Origin of the sequence: Aquabacterium sp., assembly GCF_035476535.1 — a bacterium.
Classification (GTDB): Bacteria; Pseudomonadota; Gammaproteobacteria; order Burkholderiales; family Burkholderiaceae_C; genus Pseudaquabacterium.
In genome coordinates this window covers 18,477-35,621 of sequence record NZ_DATILJ010000240.1, presented here as the reverse complement: position 1 = coordinate 35,621, position 17,145 = coordinate 18,477, and the positions used below count along the sequence as shown (strand labels likewise).

Here is a 17,145-nt window from a genome sequence, read left to right as displayed (position 1 = left end):
TCACTTCAGCGCCGCGAAAAAGGGAATGCCGATGCTCTGCGCCGCCAGCGCCTCGGCCTGCACGCGCAGCAGGTCCATCGCATCGCGGGACTGCGTGATCGCCGCCTGGGCTCGCTCGGGCTCATTGCGATATTGCGCAATGTACGCGTCGTTCAGCGCCGCCAGCATGGCCTTGATCCGCACCAGCGCCTCGCGCGTCTGCGCCGGGGTGCCGATCTTCACCGGCCGCAGATAGGGCAGCTCCGGACCACCGCCGGCGGCACCGCCGTAGGCCAGCAAGGTCTGCTTCATCTCGGTGAAGCGGTTGAAGTGGTCCATGCCGTCGGAATCGATCTTCACCGCCAGCTGCCACAGCGCACGCGGGTATTTCGGCTGTTCCAGCGTCGCCACGCAGCGGGCATAGGCCCGGTCGATCGCGCCAGCGGGTCGCTCGATGTGGATGTAGTCGTCCAGCGCGGCATAGTCCAGCGGGCGCAGCTTGCCGGGCGGCGTCGTCAGGATGGGCCGGTAGTGCCGGCCCTTCGGAAACAGCCCCGCCTGGTCCAGTGACCACAGCAGCTGGTTGGCCCAGCGCAGGTGCGTCATCTCGCCGATCGCGACGATGGTGATGGCCTGGCGCGTGGCGATCAGGTCGGCCGGCATCGTCGGCCAGCGGGCGGCGTCGACCTCGCCCGGCTGGCGCAGCGAGAACAGGCTGTACAGGTACTCGAAGGCCAGCCGCAGCTCCAGCGGCGCCAGGCGCTGCTCGAGGTCGTCGATCATCTCGGTGGCGTTCTTGTACGGCCGCAGTTGCTCCGGCTCTGCGGGCTGGTAGACCGCGCCGATCTCGTGGCCGCCGATCACGAAGGCCAGGTCCTGCCAGGTCTGGTTGATCTCGAAATGGTCGATCTGCAGCGGCCTGGCCTCGGCGCGGCTGGCCGGTGCGGCGACCTCGCCGGCCGGGCTGCGGTCGCGGCGCAGCCAGTCCAGCCAGGTGTTCGCGGTCTCCGGATCCTGCGACGCCGACAGCACGACATCCGGATGGTTTGAGGCCCAGTAGTAGCAGGCGCAATCGCGGAAATCATGCTGCCACGGGTTGCACAGGCTTTGCGTCAATTCACCGGGCTTGAAGGCCGTGTCGATGACGCCCGATTCGGCGGTGTAGCGCCGGCGGCGACCGGTCAGCACGATCTGCGGTGCCGGTTGCGGCACGCCGCGCTCGACCAGACCGATCGTCACCAGCGGTTCAGCCGCGATGCAGCGCAGGAAGCGCCAGACCAACTCGCCGTCGTAGGGCGTGCCGTCGACCTGGTCGCAGCTGATGCGCTGGCCGTCCTGTTCGATCCAGCTCAGGTACCAGCGGCCGCTGGACAGTGTGATGCCGACATCACCCGACAACTGCGAGAGCAGCGTCTGCGCCCAGGGCTCGGGGCTGGTCGGCGACAGCATCGGGTCCTGCAGGAAATCCATCTGGTGCAGGCGGATGCCGGCCTGGTTGGTCGGGGCTTCCGGCACCGGGGCGGCCGGCGCGGTGACGACCCAGAACACCAACCCGGGAAAGAAGCGGCCATCGAGGTTGCGCACATCGATCTCGAGGCCGGGGAAGCAGTTGCCGACGCTGGCGTCCAGGCCGGCGCTGGCGGGGTTGCCCAGGACGCGGTGCGCGGCGCGGGCCGTGAGGTTGCGCGGCTTGATGACACTGCTCATGCGGTCGCTCCCTCTTCCTTGGCCAGCAGATCGAGGAAGTCAATCATCATGCGGTACTGCCGGCGCGTCAGCGACAAGGGCACGTAGTAGGCATCCCGCATGTACGGCGGCATGCGCATGTCGTGCATCAGATCGCGCACGACACGGGGATCCCGGAAGTTAGGATCCGGCGGCGGCAGCGCCTCGGCATGCCATTCGGTGATCAGGCCGAAGGCCGGGCGCAGCAGCCGGCGCACATGGGCATGGCGGCGGCGCAGGAAGTCGATCAGCACCGCTTCTTCCATCAGCTGCGAATGCACGAAGGGCACGGCCTGGGTGTAGCTGAGGCGGTCGCCGCGCACGCTGGTGGTGAACTCGGTCGGCGGCTGGTTCAGCGTGAGGTCCGGCGTGCGGTCGATGTAGGGCTGGTCGGCCTCGGTCATGCTGGCCGGGCCGGTCTGCGGCAGGCGCGGCGATGGCGGCGCACTCATCGCCTCGTTGTCCTGCAAGGCTTCGGTGCGTGCGGCGTCCATGTTCATCGACGCGGCCGTTTCGAAGACGCGCCGGAACAACTGCACCACCTCGGCCTTGACCTGGTGGTAGTTTTCGGGTGTCACCGGCACCAGCGGCAGGTCGCGATCGGCCAGGTCGTCGGCCACCGAATAGAACGGCCGGCGGTCCGGCGCAAAGGCCGGCGGGCCGACGAAGGCCCGGCCCTGCGCGACATAGCGGTTGCCGCGCCAGGCCACGGTCACGGCGACCAGCGCGTCGCAGCTGTCGTCCACCACCCCCCAGCTCTGGCTGTTGCCGTCGTCGGAGCCGTCATAGCCGTCCTGCGGCTGCGGGTCTTCGTAGAGGCCGGTGACCATGCGGTAGGTCGACCAGGGCGTGTCGTCGCTCAGGATGCGCTGGTCCGGCGGCACGATGGTGTGCACGCGGCCTTCGATGGTGTTCTTCAGCTGCAGCACATCGACCGGGCCGGTGATGGTCAGGCGATCCGGCCCTTGCACGGCCCGCGGCGGGCCATACACCTTGCCGGCCGCCGGCGTGAAGCGCAGGCGCAACACCGACAGGTCGGCCGCGGGGTGCTGAGGGTCGCGCTCGGCCACCGGCTTCAGCCATTGCACGCAGCCCAGCGGCACCGGCTTGTCCGGCAGCACCAGCGGCTGCAGGCCGGAGGTGTGCGGGCTGCAGGCCAGCAGCGGCTTCACGGTGTGGTCGTCGCCGCCGAAGGCCACGCGCGCCTGGAAGCCGCAGGCATCGTCGTTGGTACGGCGCGCAGCCTTCAGGTTCGCGGCATTCACTTCGACCGACAGGTGGCGCAGCGTGATCTTCAGCTCGGCCAGCAGGGCCAGCGTGAAGGGCTCTTCCTCGATGCCGCCATCAGCGCCCTGCATGCGGGCCCAGAGTTCGAAGAACGGCGCCACCGGGCGCACGCTGCCATCGTCTTCCTTGAAACGGATGTCGGTAGGCTTGTAGGGCTGCAGGCGGCCATCGTCGGCGACGCGGAAACTCAAAGCCGGCTCTACCACGGTAAGAACGCGACCATGGGCGTCGCGCGAGACACGCCACTCGAAGGCCTCCAGCGGCGTCGGGCTGGCGCCGAAGCGCGCTACGGCCATTGGGGGATTGAAGAAGATTTCGACCAACGCGCGCATCTCAGCGCTCCGTGGCGATGGGCGGCGGGCCGTAGGGCTCGGGCACGATCGGACCCGGCGCCGGCTTCGGCCACTTCTCTCCCGGCTTCGGCGATACGCTCTGCTGGAAGTGGAAGAAATTCTTCGGGTCGTACTTGCGCTTGATGCTCAAGAGCTTCGGGAACTGGTCGGCCCAGTACAGCTCGCGGTAGTCCTTCTGCGACGCGCGCGGATAATTCTGGTAGGACTGGCCGTTGCCGTAAGGCTTGAGCAGTTCGTTGAAGCCGTCGAGGTAGGCCTCGATCCGGATGCGCTCCGGCTCGTCCATCCAGAACACATCGACGAACAGGTCCATGTCCGCATCGCGGTGGATCCACGACGTTGCATCGCGCGGCACGCGGTTGATCGCGCCGCCGTAGGGTTCGATCGCGACGCAGCTCCACGGGTTCGGACTGGCTTCGAAGCGCTTGCAGATCTTCTTCCAGTCGGCGACCTTGAGTTGCCTGGCGATGATCGTCGACTGCTTGTCTTCGCGCGCCAGGTCCGGGCAGTTCGGCACCCCCGTCCACAGCCATTCATTGAGTTCGTTATAGGTGCCGGTCTTGTCCAGCGACAGCGCCTTCAGCCCGGTCTCGCGCATCAGCGGCGCCAGCGCCTTCATGCCGCCGGCCTTGTCGCCCCACCAGATACCGCGCATCACCAGGCAGGGCTCGGCCGGGTCGCCCAGGAAGGTCAGCGCGGCCATGTAGCCCAGTTCGTCCGGCGCAGTGTCCTTGCCACGCGCGGCCATGTAGCCGGCCTGCATCGCGGCCAGCGCCTGCGGCGCTTCCTTCATCGACCATTGCAGGCCCCAGCCCCACAGTTCGGGCTGCGGCTGCAGCCGGTAGGTGGCCTGCAGCAGCACGCCGAAGTTGTTGCCGGTGCCGCCGCGCATCGCCCAGAACAAATCGGCGTTGACCGACTCGTTGGCGCGCACCATGCGGCCGTCGGCCAGCATCACCAGGAGCTCGCTGACGTTGTCGCAGTTCATGCCCCACTTGCGCGAGGTCTGGCCGAAGCCGCCGCCCTGCATGAAGCCGGCCACGCAGACGCTGCCGCAGATGCCGGTGGGCACATGCAGCTGGTAGTCGACCAGCGTGGCGTTCAGCTTGGCCCAGTCGGTGCCCGGGCCGCAGGTGACGATGCGTTGGTCGGGGTCCACGACGATGCTGTTCAGCCGCGAGACGTCGATCACCATGCCGTCGTTGACGGCATAGCCGGCGGTGTTGTGGCCGCCCGAGCGCGTGGTGACCCACAACTTGTGCGCGTGCGCGAAGCGCAGGCACTGGTAGACGTCGTTGAAGACCTCGCAGTAGACAATCAGCAGCGGGAAATACTGGAAGGCCAGGTTCTGCTGCTGGCGCGAGGCCGCGTAGGACGGGTCGGAGGGCAGCACCACCTCGCCCTGCAGCGCCGATTGCAGATCGCCCAGTTCGTCCGATGTGAACGGCAGGCCGAAGCCTTCGACCACACCGGCCCAGCCGGAAATCTTCTGCAGCCGCTCACGCTGCTTGGCAGTTCTGCGCCACATGCTTGCTCCCCCTGCCCGGGCCATGCCGGGATGTGTTGAAACACGACGAGCCGCCCCACCCCGCGCTGCATGCTGCGCGGTCTTGCTGCAGTCACCAGGCGTGCGGCAGTTTCTTGCGAATCACCAACAACTTGCTGTTTTCATCCGGCGTGACGTAGCCGCCGATGGCCAGTTCCTTCATCACCCGGTGCACCATCTCGCGCGATGAGCCCACGCGGTCGGCAATGTCCTGCTGCGTCAGCTTCTGCCGCACGGTGCGGGTCTCGCCACCGGCCGGCTGCACGTCGGACAACTCCATCAGCACCCGTGCCACGCGGCCATACACGTCCTGCAGCGCCAGGCTCTTCACCTGCTCGGTGAGCCGGCGCACCATGCGTACCAGCTTGCGTGTCAGGTGGCCGGCGAATTCGGGGTGCTCGACAAGGAAGGCATCCAGCCCTTCGCGCTGCACCACGCAGCAGGCGGTGGGCTCCAGCGTCTTGATCGAGACCGAGCGCGGCTCGCCGTCCATCGCCAGTTCGCCGACGAACTGGCCGGGGCCGAGTTCGTCGAGCACGATCTCGCGGCCCTGGGCGCCGGCCGAATAGGCCTTCACGCGGCCGCTCAGGATGATGTAGAGCGCGTCGCCTTCATCGCCCTCATGGATCAGCACGGTGTTGGCGGCGAACGAACGGGTGCCGCCATGGCGCGACATCGCGACCAGCAGGCTGTGGGGCAGGCGATCGTCAGCGGCAGATGTCACGGTCATGCTCTTCAATTATGGCCAAGGCCTTGCGGCGTGGGCCGCGGCGCTTGTCCGTTGGGGAATTTGTCACTCGGCCGAGGTGCATTGTGCCGATGGAAAAAGGGAACTTGGCCTCTACAGTGCGTGCAGACCGTCACAACGGCACCGGCTCAGGGACGCTGCGGCGGGTGGTGGCAAAAGCTGCCACCCGCCTTGCAGCACTGCCAGACCCCCAGCCTGTGCGGTTCGCGCCGCACACAACGACCCTCAGCCCGCGCGCGGCGCCGGGTACGTCACCGCCAGCACCTCGATCGTCTCGACACCGCCCGGTGTCTGCAGCCGTACCTCGTCTCCCTCCCTGGCCTTCAGCAGCGCGCGGGCGATTGGCGAGACCCAGCTCACTTCGCCCTGCAGGTTGTCGGCCTCGTCGATGCCCTTGATCGTGATCGTGCGTTCCTCGCCCTTCTGGTTGGCATAGGTCACCGTGGCACCGAAGAACACCTGGTCGCTGCCGTGGTGGGCCGATGGGTCGGCGACCTCGGCGATGTCCAGCCGGCGCGTCAGGAAGCGGATGCGGCGGTCGATCTCGCGCAGCCGCTTCTTGCCGTAGATGTAGTCGCCGTTTTCCGAACGGTCGCCGTTGCTGGCGGCCCAGTGCACGATCTCGACGATCTTCGGCCGTTCGGTGTCGATCAGTTGCAGCAGCTCGTCGCGCAACGTCTGGTAGCCGCGCGGCGTCATGTAGTTCTTGCTGCCGGCGGGCAGCGGCGGCAGGCCGGCACCGGCTTCGTCATCGTCGTCGGTGTCGCCGTCGGGTTCGCGGGTGAAGGCCTTGTTCATGGGGATGCATTTTCCGCGCTGGCCGAGCGCCGGAACGCACCGGGTCCAACGCCCATGCGGCGGCGGAAGGCGCGGTAGAAGGCGCTGGCATCTTCATAACCCAGCCGGGACGCGACCTCAGCCACGCTGAGCCGGCCTTCGCCCAGCAGCAATGCCGCGCGCTCGTGGCGCAGTTCGTCCTTCAGCCGGCGCCAGCTGGTGCCCTCGGCTTGCAGGCGCCGGCGCAGCGTGGCCGGCGACAGGCGCAGCTCGGCGGCCAGCGTGTCCAGCGTCGGCCAGTGGCTGCCGGCACGGCGCAGCCGTCGGCGCACCCGTTCGCCGAAAGCGGCATGTGCGTCGGCCACCTGCTTCATGAACACCGAACTGGGCGCATCGCGCAAAAAGGCCTTGAGCGCGCCGGCATCCACCGCCGCCCGCTGGCCCAGCGCGCGCGGGTCGAAGGCCAGCAGCGTGCGCGGCGCGTCGAAACGCATCTGCGGCGAAAACATGCGCCGGTACTCGTCGGCATGCGGCGGCCGCGGGTGAGCCATCTCCAGGCGCGCCACCGGCACCCGCGCGCCGGCCAGCCAGCACAGCAGGCCGTGCAGCATGATCAGCAAGGTCTCGTCGGCAAAGCGCCGGGCATCGGCCTCGGCCGCGGTTTGGACCTTGGTTTGGGCCTCGGTTTGGGTATCCGCCGGCTGCGCGGCCGGCGTGAGCACCAGCCGGGCCTCGCGGCCCTGCAGCGCCAGCGAGGCCTGCACGTCGTCGAAGAACAGGTTGAAGCCGCGTACCGCCAGGCGCAGCCCCTGGTCGACCGTGGCGGCGCCGGCCAGTGCATGGCACAGCAGGGCAAAGCTGCCGGGTTTCATGCGGCGGGCGTCCAGGCCGAAAAATTCATCGTCGATCTCGCGGGCCACCGCCAGCCACAGCGCGCCAAAGGCACTGGCGCTCACCCGTGCGGCATCGTCGGCCAGCGCGGCCGCCGGAATGCCGCAGCGCTGCAGCAGCGCCGCGCGCCCAAGCTCGGGCACGCGCTGCAGCGCGCTGCGCACGAAAGCGATGGACACGCTGCGGGCGATGGCGGGCATGGTCCGCCGATTCTGTCTGAATCTGGCAAATCCGTGCACGGGTGTGAGCGCTTCGGCCATGCACGGGACGTGCCGGGAGGCCTAGACTTCCGGCTGGCCACCCGCTGCCGGAGACACCCGATGACCGACCTGTCCGCCGAATACCGAGCCCTTGCCGACTACCGCCCGACGCACAAGCTGCGCTTCGTCACCGCGGCCAGCCTGTTCGACGGCCACGACGCAGCGATCAACATCATGCGCCGCATCCTGCAGGGCATGGGCGCCGAGGTCATCCACCTGGGCCACAACCGCTCGGTGGACGAGGTGGTCACCGCCGCGCTGCAGGAAGACGTGCAGGGCATCGCGGTCAGCAGCTACCAGGGCGGGCACACCGAATACTTCGCCTACATGGTCGAGTTGCTGCGGGCCCGCGGCGGCGACGACATCCAGGTCTTCGGCGGCGGCGGCGGCGTGATCGTGCCGAGCGAGATCCGCGCGCTGGCCGACCAGGGCGTCAGGATCTACAGCCCGGAAGACGGCCAGCGCATGGGGCTGCAGGGCATGATCGGCGAGATGATGATGCGGGCCGACCGCGATCTGTCGGGCCATGCGCCGAGCGCGCTGGACGCGATCACCGGCCACAGCGAAGCCGCGTGGCGGAAGTTGGCGCAGCTGATCACCGCGCTGGAGAACGGCAAGGCCGATGCCAGTCTCGTGGCCGCGCTGCACGAACAGGCAAAGCACACCACCGCCCCGGTACTCGGCATCACCGGCACCGGCGGCGCCGGCAAGTCCAGCCTGACCGATGAACTGGTGCGCCGGCTGCGGCTGGACCAGGACGACGCGCTGCGCATCGCGGTGATCTCGATCGACCCCAGCCGGCGCAAGAGCGGCGGTGCCTTGCTCGGCGACCGCATCCGCATGAACGCCATCGCGCCCTGGTCCAAGCCGGTCGGCTCAGCCGACTCCGGCCAACGGGTCTACATGCGCAGCCTGGCCACACGGGACACCGGCAGCGAAGTGTCGGCCGCGCTGCCCGACGTGCTGGCCGCCGCCAAGGTCGCAGGGTTCGACCTGATCATCGTCGAGACCTCCGGCATCGGCCAGGGCGACGCCGCGATCGTGCCGCTGGTCGACATCCCGATGTACGTGATGACACCCGAATTCGGCGCTGCCAGCCAGCTCGAGAAGATCGACATGCTGGACTTCGCCGAGTTCGTCGCGATCAACAAGTTCGACCGCAAGGGTGCGGCCGATGCGCTGCGGGATGTCGCCAAGCAAGTGCAGCGCAACCGCGGCACCTTCAACGTGATGCCCGACCAGATGCCGGTCTACGGCACCATGGCCAGCCGCTTCAACGACGATGGCGTGACCGCCCTGTACCAGGCGCTCAAGCCGCGTCTCGGCGCACTGGGTCTGTCGCTCACGGATGGCCGCCTGCCGCCGGTCAACACCCGACACAGCACCCACCAGACCCCTGTGGTGCCCGGTTCCCGCGTGCGCTACCTGGCCGAGATCACCGACACCGTGCGCGGCTACAAGGCCCGTGCCCGCGCTCAGGCCCGCCTGGCCCGCGAACTGCAGCAACTGCGCGAGACCGCACGGATGCTGCAGGAAGACGACGCCTCCCGCGACGGCGCGAAGAACACCGTCCTGAAGCTCGCCGAGGAGCGCGACGCCCGCCTCGACCCCGCCGCGCGCAAGCTTCTCGCGCAGTGGCCGGAGATGCAGAAAGCCTATGCCGGCGACGACTATGTGGTGAAGATTCGCGACAAGGAGATCCGCACCCGCCTGGTCCACACCACCTTGAGCGGCAGCAAGATCCGCAAGGTCGCCCTGCCCCAGTACGAGGACCACGGCGAGATCCTGAAGTGGCTGATGCTGGACAACGTGCCCGGCAGCTACCCCTACACCGCCGGCACCTTCGCGTTCAAGCGCGAGAACGAAGATCCGACCCGCATGTTCGCCGGCGAAGGCGACGCCTTCCGCACCAACCGGCGCTTCAAGCTGGTCAGCGAAGGCATGCCGGCCAAGCGCCTGTCTACCGCATTCGACTCGGTCACGCTGTACGGCAACGACCCGGATCTGCGGCCCGACATCTACGGCAAGGTCGGCAATTCCGGCGTCAGCATCGCCACGCTGGACGACCTGAAGGTGCTGTATTCGGGTTTCGACCTCTGCGCGCCGAACACCAGCGTCAGCATGACGATCAACGGGCCCGCACCGAGCATCCTGGCGATGTTCATGAACGCGGCGATCGACCAGCAGATGGAAAAGTTCGCCGCCGACAACGGCCGACAACCGACCGACACCGAAGGCGAGAAGATCCGCGAATGGGCGCTGGCCAATGTGCGAGGCACCGTGCAGGCCGACATCCTGAAGGAAGACCAGGGCCAGAACACCTGCATCTTCTCGACCGAGTTCTCACTCAAGGTGATGGGCGACATCGCCCAGTATTTCGTGCACCACAACGTGCGCAACTTCTACTCCGTGTCGATCTCGGGCTATCACATCGCCGAGGCCGGCGCCAACCCGATCAGCCAGCTGGCCTTCACGCTGAGCAACGGCTTCACCTTCGTCGAAGCCTACCTCGCGCGCGGCATGCACATCGACGACTTCGCGCCCAACCTGAGCTTCTTCTTCAGCAACGGCATGGACCCGGAGTACACCGTGCTCGGCCGTGTGGCGCGGCGCATCTGGGCCGTGGCGATGAAGGAAAAGTACGGCGCCAACGAACGCAGCCAGAAGCTGAAGTACCACGTGCAGACCAGCGGCCGCTCACTTCATGCGCAAGAGATCGCCTTCAACGACATCCGCACCACGCTGCAGGCGCTGATCGCGATCTACGACAACTGCAACAGCCTGCACACCAACGCCTACGACGAAGCGATCACCACGCCGACCGAAGAGAGCGTGCGCCGCGCGATGGCGATCCAGCTGGTCATCAACCGCGAATGGGGCTTGGCCAAGAACGAGAACCCGAACCAGGGCGCGTTCGTCATCGACGAGCTGACCGAGCTGGTGGAAGAAGCGGTGCTGGCCGAGTTCGAAAAGATCGCCGAACGCGGCGGCGTGCTGGGCGCGATGGAAACCGGCTACCAGCGCAGCAAGATCCAGGAAGAGTCGATGCACTACGAGATGCAGAAGCACACCGGCGAATACCCCATCATCGGCGTCAACACCTTCCGCAACCCGCATGGCGACGCGACGCCCCAGACCATCGAGCTGGCGCGCTCGACCGACGAAGAGAAGCAGTCGCAGCTGCAGCGCCTGGCCGATTTCCACCAGCGCCACGCCGCCGAATCGCCGGCGATGCTGAAGCAACTTCAGCAGGCGGTGATCGCCAACGACAACGTGTTCGAGGTGCTGATGCGGGCCGTGCGATGCTGCAGCCTGGGCCAGATCACCAGCGCGCTGTTCGAGGTGGGGGGGCAGTACCGGCGCAGCATGTGAACTCTCGTCTGTAAAGGGCGTGAAGTGCGCTACGCGACGGTGGGCAACTTGCGAGTCAAATCTCCGGCACCTGCCAGCAAGCCGGCCACTGAAACATCTTCATCGAGATCGTCCCAGTGCAGCCCGTGACGACTGAGTTCGACCTGTGCCCGCTGAGCCGGCGTGGCGTGCAGCAGGCGGGGAAACCAGGCCAGTGGAACAGCGATGACGCGACCATCGGTCAAGTCCACCCACATGCTGTCGTCGTCGAAGCGAACCGCTTTAGGCGAAGTACTCATTCCAGGCTCTCTCGATCATGTCAACATTCTGTTCCACGACGGACGCGAGTTCTCGCAAGGTGCGCGCATCGAGTGAATCACTGTCAGCCACTCTGACTTGCGGCCGGAGCCAGAACTTCGCCTCGCCACCTTCGCCCCGAACATGGATATGCACGGGCTCGCGTGGGCTGCCTTCGTTCGAATAAAAGAAGAATCGAAAGCCACGATATCGAAGGATGACCGGCATGCGCCATCTTAGACGCAGCACGCAGGCAACACATACCACCTGACTTTCGGCACAGCCGATCGCCCCCACGGTGCAAACCGCCCCTCCTAAAATTCCGGACGATGTTCCCCTCCGGAGCCCAAGGGGCCTGCATGACCTTGCCCACGCCTGACCGGCCCGCCCCTGCCGCACGTCCGGCGGCACGCCGGCGCGGCGCCCATCGGCGCCTGGTCGCGCTGTGCAGCGCGCTGGCCGCGCTGCTGCCGCTGGCCCTGCCCGCCCTGGCCGCCAACGCCGAACGCATGGCCCTGGTGATCGGCAACTCCGCCTACCCCGCCGCCTCGCTGCCGAATCCGAAGAACGATGCGCGCGCGGTGGCCGAGCTGTTGAAGAAGGCCGGCTTCCAGGTCGACATGCGCATCGATACCGCGCGCGGCGACCTGGTGCAATCCATCGGCCGCTTCGGCCTGGCGTTGCGGGATCCGCAGGTCAAGTTCGCGGTGTTCTATTACGCCGGCCACGGCCTGCAGCAGGACTGGCGCAACTACCTGGTGCCGGTGGACGCCAAGGTTGGCAGCGCGACCGATGTGCAGAAGCAGACGGTCGATGTCAGCGAGCTGATGCGCTACATGAACGAGGCCCGCGGCCGCAGCTACCTGGTGATCCTGGACGCCTGCCGCGAAGACCCCTTCGTCGGCATGTACCGCCCGCCGGCCAAGGGCCTGAGCCCCTTCGATGCGCCGTCCGGCAGCCTGCTGGCCTATGCCACCGCGCCGGGCCAATTGGCCTACGACGGCAAGGGCAGCAACGGCCTGTACACCAAGCACCTGGTGCGTGAACTGGCGGCGCCCGATGTCTCGCTCGAAGATGCCTTCAAGCGCGTGCGCCTGAACGTGCGCATGGAATCCGAAGGCCGGCAGATCCCCTGGGAGAGCACTTCGCTGGAACAGGACGTGATGCTGTTCCCGCAGCGCAAGGCCAAGCTGAGCGACGCCGAACTGGAGCGCCGCTTCGAGCAGGAACAGGCCGACTGGTCCAAGGTGCGCAACAGCAACAACATCGCCGGCTTGACCGATTTCATCCGCGCCTACCCCAGCGGCAACGCCAGCGAACTGGCGCAGGCCCGGTTGAACCGCCTGCTGGAAGAAGAACTGCGCAAGGGCGACCACTTGCGCCGCGACGCCGCGCGCCAGCGCGCCGCCGAAGCCGAGGCGCAGCGCCTGAAGGCCGAAGCCGCCGAGCGTGAGCGCCAGCAGGCCGCGCAGCGCGACGCCGCCCGCCTGGCCGCCGAGCGCGAAGAAGCCGTGCGCCTGGCCGCCGCCGAGGCCAAGGCCCTGAAGCTGGCGCACGAACAGGCTGAAGCGCAGAAGCGGGAGGCCGACCGCCGTGACGCGCTGCGCATCGCGCAACAGCGCGCCGCCGATGCCGAAGCCCGCCAGCGCCGCGCCGAGCAGCAGGAACGCGACGCCGCAGCGGCGCAGGCCCACAAGGCCGACACCGCGCGCGTGGAAATCGAGCGCCTGGCCTCGGCCGCCGACGCGCAGCGCATCGTCGCTGCGCAGGCCCCGCTGTCGCCCAGCGCGAGCCTGGCCGCCACGCCCTACTTTCACGGCCTGAACCCGCACCGGCGCGACTACCGTGTCGGCGATGCCTACGAGTTCCGCGTCGTCGACCAGTTCAGCAAGGCCAGCAAGCCGCTGACGATGCGCGTTACCGCAGTCGACGAAGGCGCCGACCGGGTCGAGTTCAACGACGGCGAGGCCAGCTCCGACCTGATGGGCAACACCACCGCCAATGCACGCGGGGCCTTGAGCACGCCGCGGCAGTTCTACCCGGCCGAGCTGGTGGTGGGCAAGCGCTGGCGCACGATGTTCAAGCAGGCTCGGCCCAGCGGCATGACCTACACCTTCAGCTATGACGTGAAAGTAGCGGCCAAGGAAACCGTGCAAGTGCCGGCCGGCAGCTTCGAGGCCTACCGCATCGAGGCCCGCGGCTTCAATGTCGGCCTGGGCGCGGTGGTCAATCGCACGATCTGGGTCACGCCCGGCGTCAATGCCGACATCGCGCACGAGACCTATGTGCGCCTGAGCAACGGCCAGATCGAACAGCATGACCGGCAGGAACTGGTCGCTGTCTCGCGCAGGTAGGCGGGCGGCCGCCGGGCGCTTGCTGGGGCTGTGGCTGGCGCTGGTGCAGCGGGCCGGCGCGAACCCGGCAGCGCAGCCCGCCGAAGAAGCCTACGACCACGGCACGCTGTGGCGCATCCACGCTGCCACCGGCGCGGTGGGCCATCTGCTGGGCACCATCCACATCGGCCAGACGCGTGAGCTGGCGGTGCCGCCGCAGACCTGGTCGCTGCTGTTGACGGCCAACCGCCTGGTGGTGGAACTGGCGCCCGGCAGCGTCGACCCCGCGCAACTGGAGCGGCTGCAACGCCTGTCGGGCGGTGAGTCGCTCGCCGGCCGGCTCGACAGCCGGGAGTTGCAGCGCCTGCAGGCCCGATTGGCGCGCATCGGCCTGGCGCTGCGCGACCCGCAGCGCTACCGGCCCTGGGTGCTGACGCAGCTGCTGCAGGCCGCGTCGCCGCTAACGCTGGAGACGCTGGACGACCGGCTGGTCTGGCAGGCCAGGCAGCAGCGGCTGCCGGTGCTGTCGCTCGAAACGCTGCAGGAGCAGTTCGGCGCCTTCGAATGCCTCTCGGCGGCCGACCACCTGCTGCTGCTGAAGGACACTCTGGCCATGCCCGACGGCTTCTTCGAAACCCTGAACCGCGACGCGCTGGCGCTGTACCGTGCCCAGCGCACCGGCGCGCTGGTGGCCTTGATGGCCGAGCGCTACCCGATCTCTGCGCCGGTCCGGGAAGCCGCCGCGCGCCAGACACAATGCATCATCGACGCTCGCAACCAGCGCTTCGCCCAGCGCCTGCAGCCGCTGCTGGCAGACAACGGCGTGTTTGCCGCCATCGGCGCGGCCCACTTGGTCGGCCCGGGCGGCGTATTGGCGCAGCTGGCCGCGGCCGGTTTCAGGATCGAACGCATCAACACCGTGAAACTTCCATCACCACCGTCCGGGGAAAGAGAATGAGCCTGCGCGACACGCTGCCGGCCGGCACGGTCATCGGCGAGTTCGAGATCCGCCACGTGCTGGGCCAGGGCGGCTTCGGCATCGTCTACGAAGCCTACGAGCCCATGCTCGACCGCCGTGTGGCGCTGAAGGAGTATTTCCTGCAGGGCTTCTCGCGCCGCGAAGCGCTGGAGGTTCACCCGGCCGACGAAGATTCGGTGGAGATGTTCGGCTCCGGCATGACGCGCTTCATTCGCGAGGCGCGGCTGCTGTCGATGCTCAACGAGCGCACACGCGCCGATGGTTCGCTGGTCGCGGTGTACCGCGTATTCCAGGCCAATCGCACGGCCTTCATGGCGATGAAGCTGTACGAGGGCCAGACCCTGCGCCAGACGGTGCTGGGCGCGCCCGAGAAAGTCAGCGAAGCCTGGCTGGTGTCGCTGCTGCAGCGCATGCTGGACGCACTGCATGCGCTGCATTCGCTGCCCGGCGAGAACCTGGTGCACCGCGATGTCTCGCCCGACAACATCATCCTGCAGCCCGACGGGCGCCCGGTGCTGCTGGACTTCGGCGCCACGCGCAAGGCCAGCGATGCGCAGACCTCGCTGATCTACAAGCCCGGCTATTCACCGATCGAGCAGTACACCGACGCCATCAAGCAAGGCCCCTGGACCGATCTGTACGCGCTGAACGGCGTGGCCTACTTCGCCATCGCACGCCAGTCGCCGATGCCGGCGGTGGACCGCTATGCCGGTGCCGCCTTCGTCACCGCCGCCGAGAAGGGCACAGACCGCTTCTCGCCGGAGTTCCTGGCGCTGGTGGACAAGGGCATGTCCATCATGCCGGAGCACCGCTTCCAGAGCGCCGACGAGATGCGCGCAGCGCTGGCGCAACTGCCTTCAGTGCCGGCCGCACGCAGCGGCGCCTGGCCCAGCCCGACCCAGGCCCGGGCCGCGCCCACCGCCACCTTCGTGGCGCCGCCGGCGACCACGCCGCTGACGCATGCCGACCAGGGCGTGGCCCCAGACGAGGACACCACCCAGGTCGACAACAGCACGCCAACCAAGACCTGGGCGCCGGGTCCGACGCAGGCCACTGCCGCGGCGGCGGCGCTACCGGCAACGCCCACGGCAATTGGCGCGGCGGTGCCGCCAGCGCCGCCCGCCCCGGCACTGCCGTTCTTCGCGCGCCGCAATGCGCGGCTCGCGGCCGGCGGGTTGGCGGGGGCGGCGCTGGCTGCCGCGATCATCGCCCTCGTGCCCTGGGGCCCGCCGGACGAACCCGGCGGTGGCGGCCTTACCGGCACGGACCCGGCCGCATCGGCTGCCCAGGCAGCCTCGGCGGCACCGCCCCCGGCGTCGGTCGCAACAGCTGCGATCGCAAGCACGGTCGCGGCCTCGGCCGGCCCGATCAGCGCCAGTGCCAGCGTGCCCACCGGCACCGCCAACCCCGCCCATGTGCCCGGCCTGGCCTGCCCTGCCGCCGATGCCGACTGGCCCTGCGTGCTGGACGGGCTGGCCCGGCTGTCCACCGCGCCGGGCGGCGTGGCGCTGCGGGTCCGGCCGGCCACCGTGAAGCTCGGCGAAAGGATCACCGTCGATGTCACCTCGCGCAACGATGGCGTGCTGCAGATCCTGGCGGTCGACGAAGCGCCCGGCGCGGGCCTGATCCTGGCCTTCCCGAACGCGCTGGACGGCAACAACCGCGTGCGCGCCGGCCGGCCACTGCAGCTGCCCCGGCCCGCCTCCACCTGGCACATCGAGGCCCGGCCGCCGCTGGGCCGCAGCTGGATGATTGCCGTCGTGACGTCCGAGCCGATCAAGCTGCCCGCCACGCTCAGCCAGGGCCTGACACTGCAGGACGCCGTGCGCGCCTTCGCCGAGGGCCGGCCCGGGCGCCTGCTGGGTGTGCCCGATTGCACGGCCGGCGGGCCGCCGACTGGCACGGCGTGTCCTAAGACACTGTCGATCCAGCCAGCCGACTTCATCATTCGATGAGCGCCGCGACGCCGCATTTTTGCGGTGTCGAGACCGCATTGCAGGACCGACAGGAGATTCACATGCCGAGCAACCGCATCACCCCCTTCATCCGCAGCCGGGCCTTGATCGGCGCCGCGATGCTCGTGCTGGCCGGCGTGCCGGCCCAGGCCACCGATTTCGGCCAGCGCACGCCCGAAGTCAAGGAACTGGTCGATGCGCTGAAGCCGCCGGAACGCACGCGCGGCATCGCCATCGTCGGCGCCTCGTCGGCCACCCGCACCAAGGCCTCGATGCAGGTCGGCTTCGACTTCGGCTCGGCCACGGTGATCCCGCGCGACGTGGTCAAGCTGGACCGCCTGGCCGATGCGCTGAAGAGTGAATCGCTGCGCGAGTACCGCTACCAGGTGGTCGGCCACACCGATGCGGTGGGCCCATTGGCGCTGAACATGAAACTCTCGCGCGACCGCGCCGGCGCCGTGGTGGCCTACCTGATGCAGCAAGGCATTCCGGCCGAACGGCTGACCGCCGACGGCAAGGGCCCGAAAGAGCTGCTGGACACGCAACGCCCGGACGCCGCGGAGAACCGCCGCGTCGAGGTGCGGCTCGTCCAGTGATGGCACGCGCCGACGGCGTTGCGGCCACCCCGAGAGCTCAGGGGTGCCCCGCGCTCCGCTTGGGCGGG

The 17,145-nt window shown here is 68.4% G+C and carries 13 protein-coding genes; 5 read left to right on the top strand and 8 right to left on the bottom strand.

The window, feature by feature from the left end; translation table 11 throughout:
• The 6 genes from VLK61_RS23745 to VLK61_RS23720 all read right to left on the bottom strand — a co-directional run bounded on the left by VLK61_RS23745 (position 1) and on the right by VLK61_RS23720 (position 7,506).
• Positions 1-1,686 carry a ferritin-like domain-containing protein gene (locus VLK61_RS23745; RefSeq protein ID WP_325424613.1) on the bottom strand — a complete coding sequence of 562 codons (1,686 nt, stop codon included), beginning with the start codon at positions 1,684-1,686 and terminating at the stop codon, positions 1-3.
• Positions 1,683-3,323 carry a hypothetical protein gene (locus VLK61_RS23740; protein ID WP_325424611.1) on the bottom strand — a complete coding sequence of 547 codons (1,641 nt, stop codon included), beginning with the start codon at positions 3,321-3,323 and terminating at the stop codon, positions 1,683-1,685. The genes VLK61_RS23745 and VLK61_RS23740 overlap by 4 nt, the downstream gene beginning before the upstream one ends.
• Position 3,324: 1 nt before the next feature.
• Positions 3,325-4,872 (bottom strand): FAD-binding oxidoreductase, encoded by a 1,548-nt coding sequence (locus VLK61_RS23735; protein ID WP_325424608.1) that lies wholly within the window; start codon positions 4,870-4,872, stop codon positions 3,325-3,327.
• 91 nt (positions 4,873-4,963) lie between these two features.
• A complete protein-coding gene (locus tag VLK61_RS23730) occupies positions 4,964-5,614 on the bottom strand; it encodes a Crp/Fnr family transcriptional regulator (RefSeq protein ID WP_325424606.1) in 651 nt (216 codons plus the stop codon).
• A gap of 249 nt (positions 5,615-5,863) precedes the next feature.
• Positions 5,864-6,436, bottom strand: a complete 573-nt coding sequence (greB, locus tag VLK61_RS23725) for a transcription elongation factor GreB (protein ID WP_325424604.1) — start codon at positions 6,434-6,436, stop codon at positions 5,864-5,866.
• Positions 6,433-7,506: an AraC family transcriptional regulator gene (locus tag VLK61_RS23720; RefSeq protein WP_325424602.1), complete on the bottom strand. Its 1,074-nt coding sequence runs from the start codon at positions 7,504-7,506 to the stop codon at positions 6,433-6,435. The genes greB and VLK61_RS23720 overlap by 4 nt, the downstream gene beginning before the upstream one ends.
• Positions 7,507-7,626: 120 nt before the next feature.
• On the opposite strand from VLK61_RS23720, the gene icmF reads away from it, so the two are divergent.
• Entirely contained in the window at positions 7,627-10,938 is a 3,312-nt protein-coding gene (gene icmF, locus VLK61_RS23715) for a fused isobutyryl-CoA mutase/GTPase IcmF (protein WP_325424599.1), read from the top strand.
• 29 nt (positions 10,939-10,967) lie between these two features.
• On the opposite strand, the gene VLK61_RS23710 is transcribed toward icmF, so the two are convergent.
• The gene (locus tag VLK61_RS23710) at positions 10,968-11,216 is read right to left on the bottom strand and encodes a DUF2442 domain-containing protein (protein ID WP_325424597.1); all 249 of its coding nucleotides are present in this window, start codon (positions 11,214-11,216) and stop codon (positions 10,968-10,970) included.
• Positions 11,200-11,442, bottom strand: a complete 243-nt coding sequence (locus VLK61_RS23705; protein ID WP_325424593.1) for a DUF4160 domain-containing protein — start codon at positions 11,440-11,442, stop codon at positions 11,200-11,202. Before VLK61_RS23705 ends, VLK61_RS23710 begins: the two co-directional genes overlap by 17 nt.
• Positions 11,443-11,579: 137 nt before the next feature.
• Here VLK61_RS23705 and VLK61_RS23700 point away from each other — a divergent pair, with 137 nt between their 5' ends.
• From VLK61_RS23700 to VLK61_RS23685, 4 genes are all read left to right on the top strand, one after another.
• Positions 11,580-13,568, top strand: coding sequence for a caspase family protein (locus VLK61_RS23700; protein WP_325424591.1), 1,989 nt, complete (start codon positions 11,580-11,582; stop codon positions 13,566-13,568).
• Positions 13,531-14,505 carry a TraB/GumN family protein gene (locus tag VLK61_RS23695; protein ID WP_325424589.1) on the top strand — a complete coding sequence of 325 codons (975 nt, stop codon included), beginning with the start codon at positions 13,531-13,533 and terminating at the stop codon, positions 14,503-14,505. Before VLK61_RS23700 ends, VLK61_RS23695 begins: the two co-directional genes overlap by 38 nt.
• Positions 14,502-16,481 (top strand): serine/threonine-protein kinase, encoded by a 1,980-nt coding sequence (locus tag VLK61_RS23690; RefSeq protein ID WP_325424587.1) that lies wholly within the window; start codon positions 14,502-14,504, stop codon positions 16,479-16,481. Before VLK61_RS23695 ends, VLK61_RS23690 begins: the two co-directional genes overlap by 4 nt.
• 62 nt (positions 16,482-16,543) lie before the next feature.
• The gene (locus VLK61_RS23685) at positions 16,544-17,077 is read left to right on the top strand and encodes an OmpA family protein (RefSeq protein ID WP_325424585.1); all 534 of its coding nucleotides are present in this window, start codon (positions 16,544-16,546) and stop codon (positions 17,075-17,077) included.
• Positions 17,078-17,145: the final 68 nt, after the last annotated feature.

What these genes read in the sequence shown, in the direction of transcription:
- VLK61_RS23745 (WP_325424613.1), bottom strand. Translation starts at nt 1,686, where the DNA reads ATGAGCAGTGTCATCAAGCCGCGCAACCTCACGGCCCGCGCCGCGCAC.
- VLK61_RS23740 (WP_325424611.1), bottom strand. Translation starts at nt 3,323, where the DNA reads ATGCGCGCGTTGGTCGAAATCTTCTTCAATCCCCCAATGGCCGTAGCG.
- VLK61_RS23735 (WP_325424608.1), bottom strand. Translation starts at nt 4,872, where the DNA reads ATGTGGCGCAGAACTGCCAAGCAGCGTGAGCGGCTGCAGAAGATTTCC.
- greB (WP_325424604.1), bottom strand. Translation starts at nt 6,436, where the DNA reads ATGAACAAGGCCTTCACCCGCGAACCCGACGGCGACACCGACGACGAT.
- VLK61_RS23720 (WP_325424602.1), bottom strand. Translation starts at nt 7,506, where the DNA reads ATGCCCGCCATCGCCCGCAGCGTGTCCATCGCTTTCGTGCGCAGCGCG.
- icmF (WP_325424599.1), top strand. Translation starts at nt 7,627, where the DNA reads ATGACCGACCTGTCCGCCGAATACCGAGCCCTTGCCGACTACCGCCCG.
- VLK61_RS23710 (WP_325424597.1), bottom strand. Translation starts at nt 11,216, where the DNA reads ATGAGTACTTCGCCTAAAGCGGTTCGCTTCGACGACGACAGCATGTGG.
- VLK61_RS23705 (WP_325424593.1), bottom strand. Translation starts at nt 11,442, where the DNA reads ATGCCGGTCATCCTTCGATATCGTGGCTTTCGATTCTTCTTTTATTCG.
- VLK61_RS23695 (WP_325424589.1), top strand. Translation starts at nt 13,531, where the DNA reads ATGACCGGCAGGAACTGGTCGCTGTCTCGCGCAGGTAGGCGGGCGGCC.
- VLK61_RS23690 (WP_325424587.1), top strand. Translation starts at nt 14,502, where the DNA reads ATGAGCCTGCGCGACACGCTGCCGGCCGGCACGGTCATCGGCGAGTTC.
- VLK61_RS23685 (WP_325424585.1), top strand. Translation starts at nt 16,544, where the DNA reads ATGCCGAGCAACCGCATCACCCCCTTCATCCGCAGCCGGGCCTTGATC.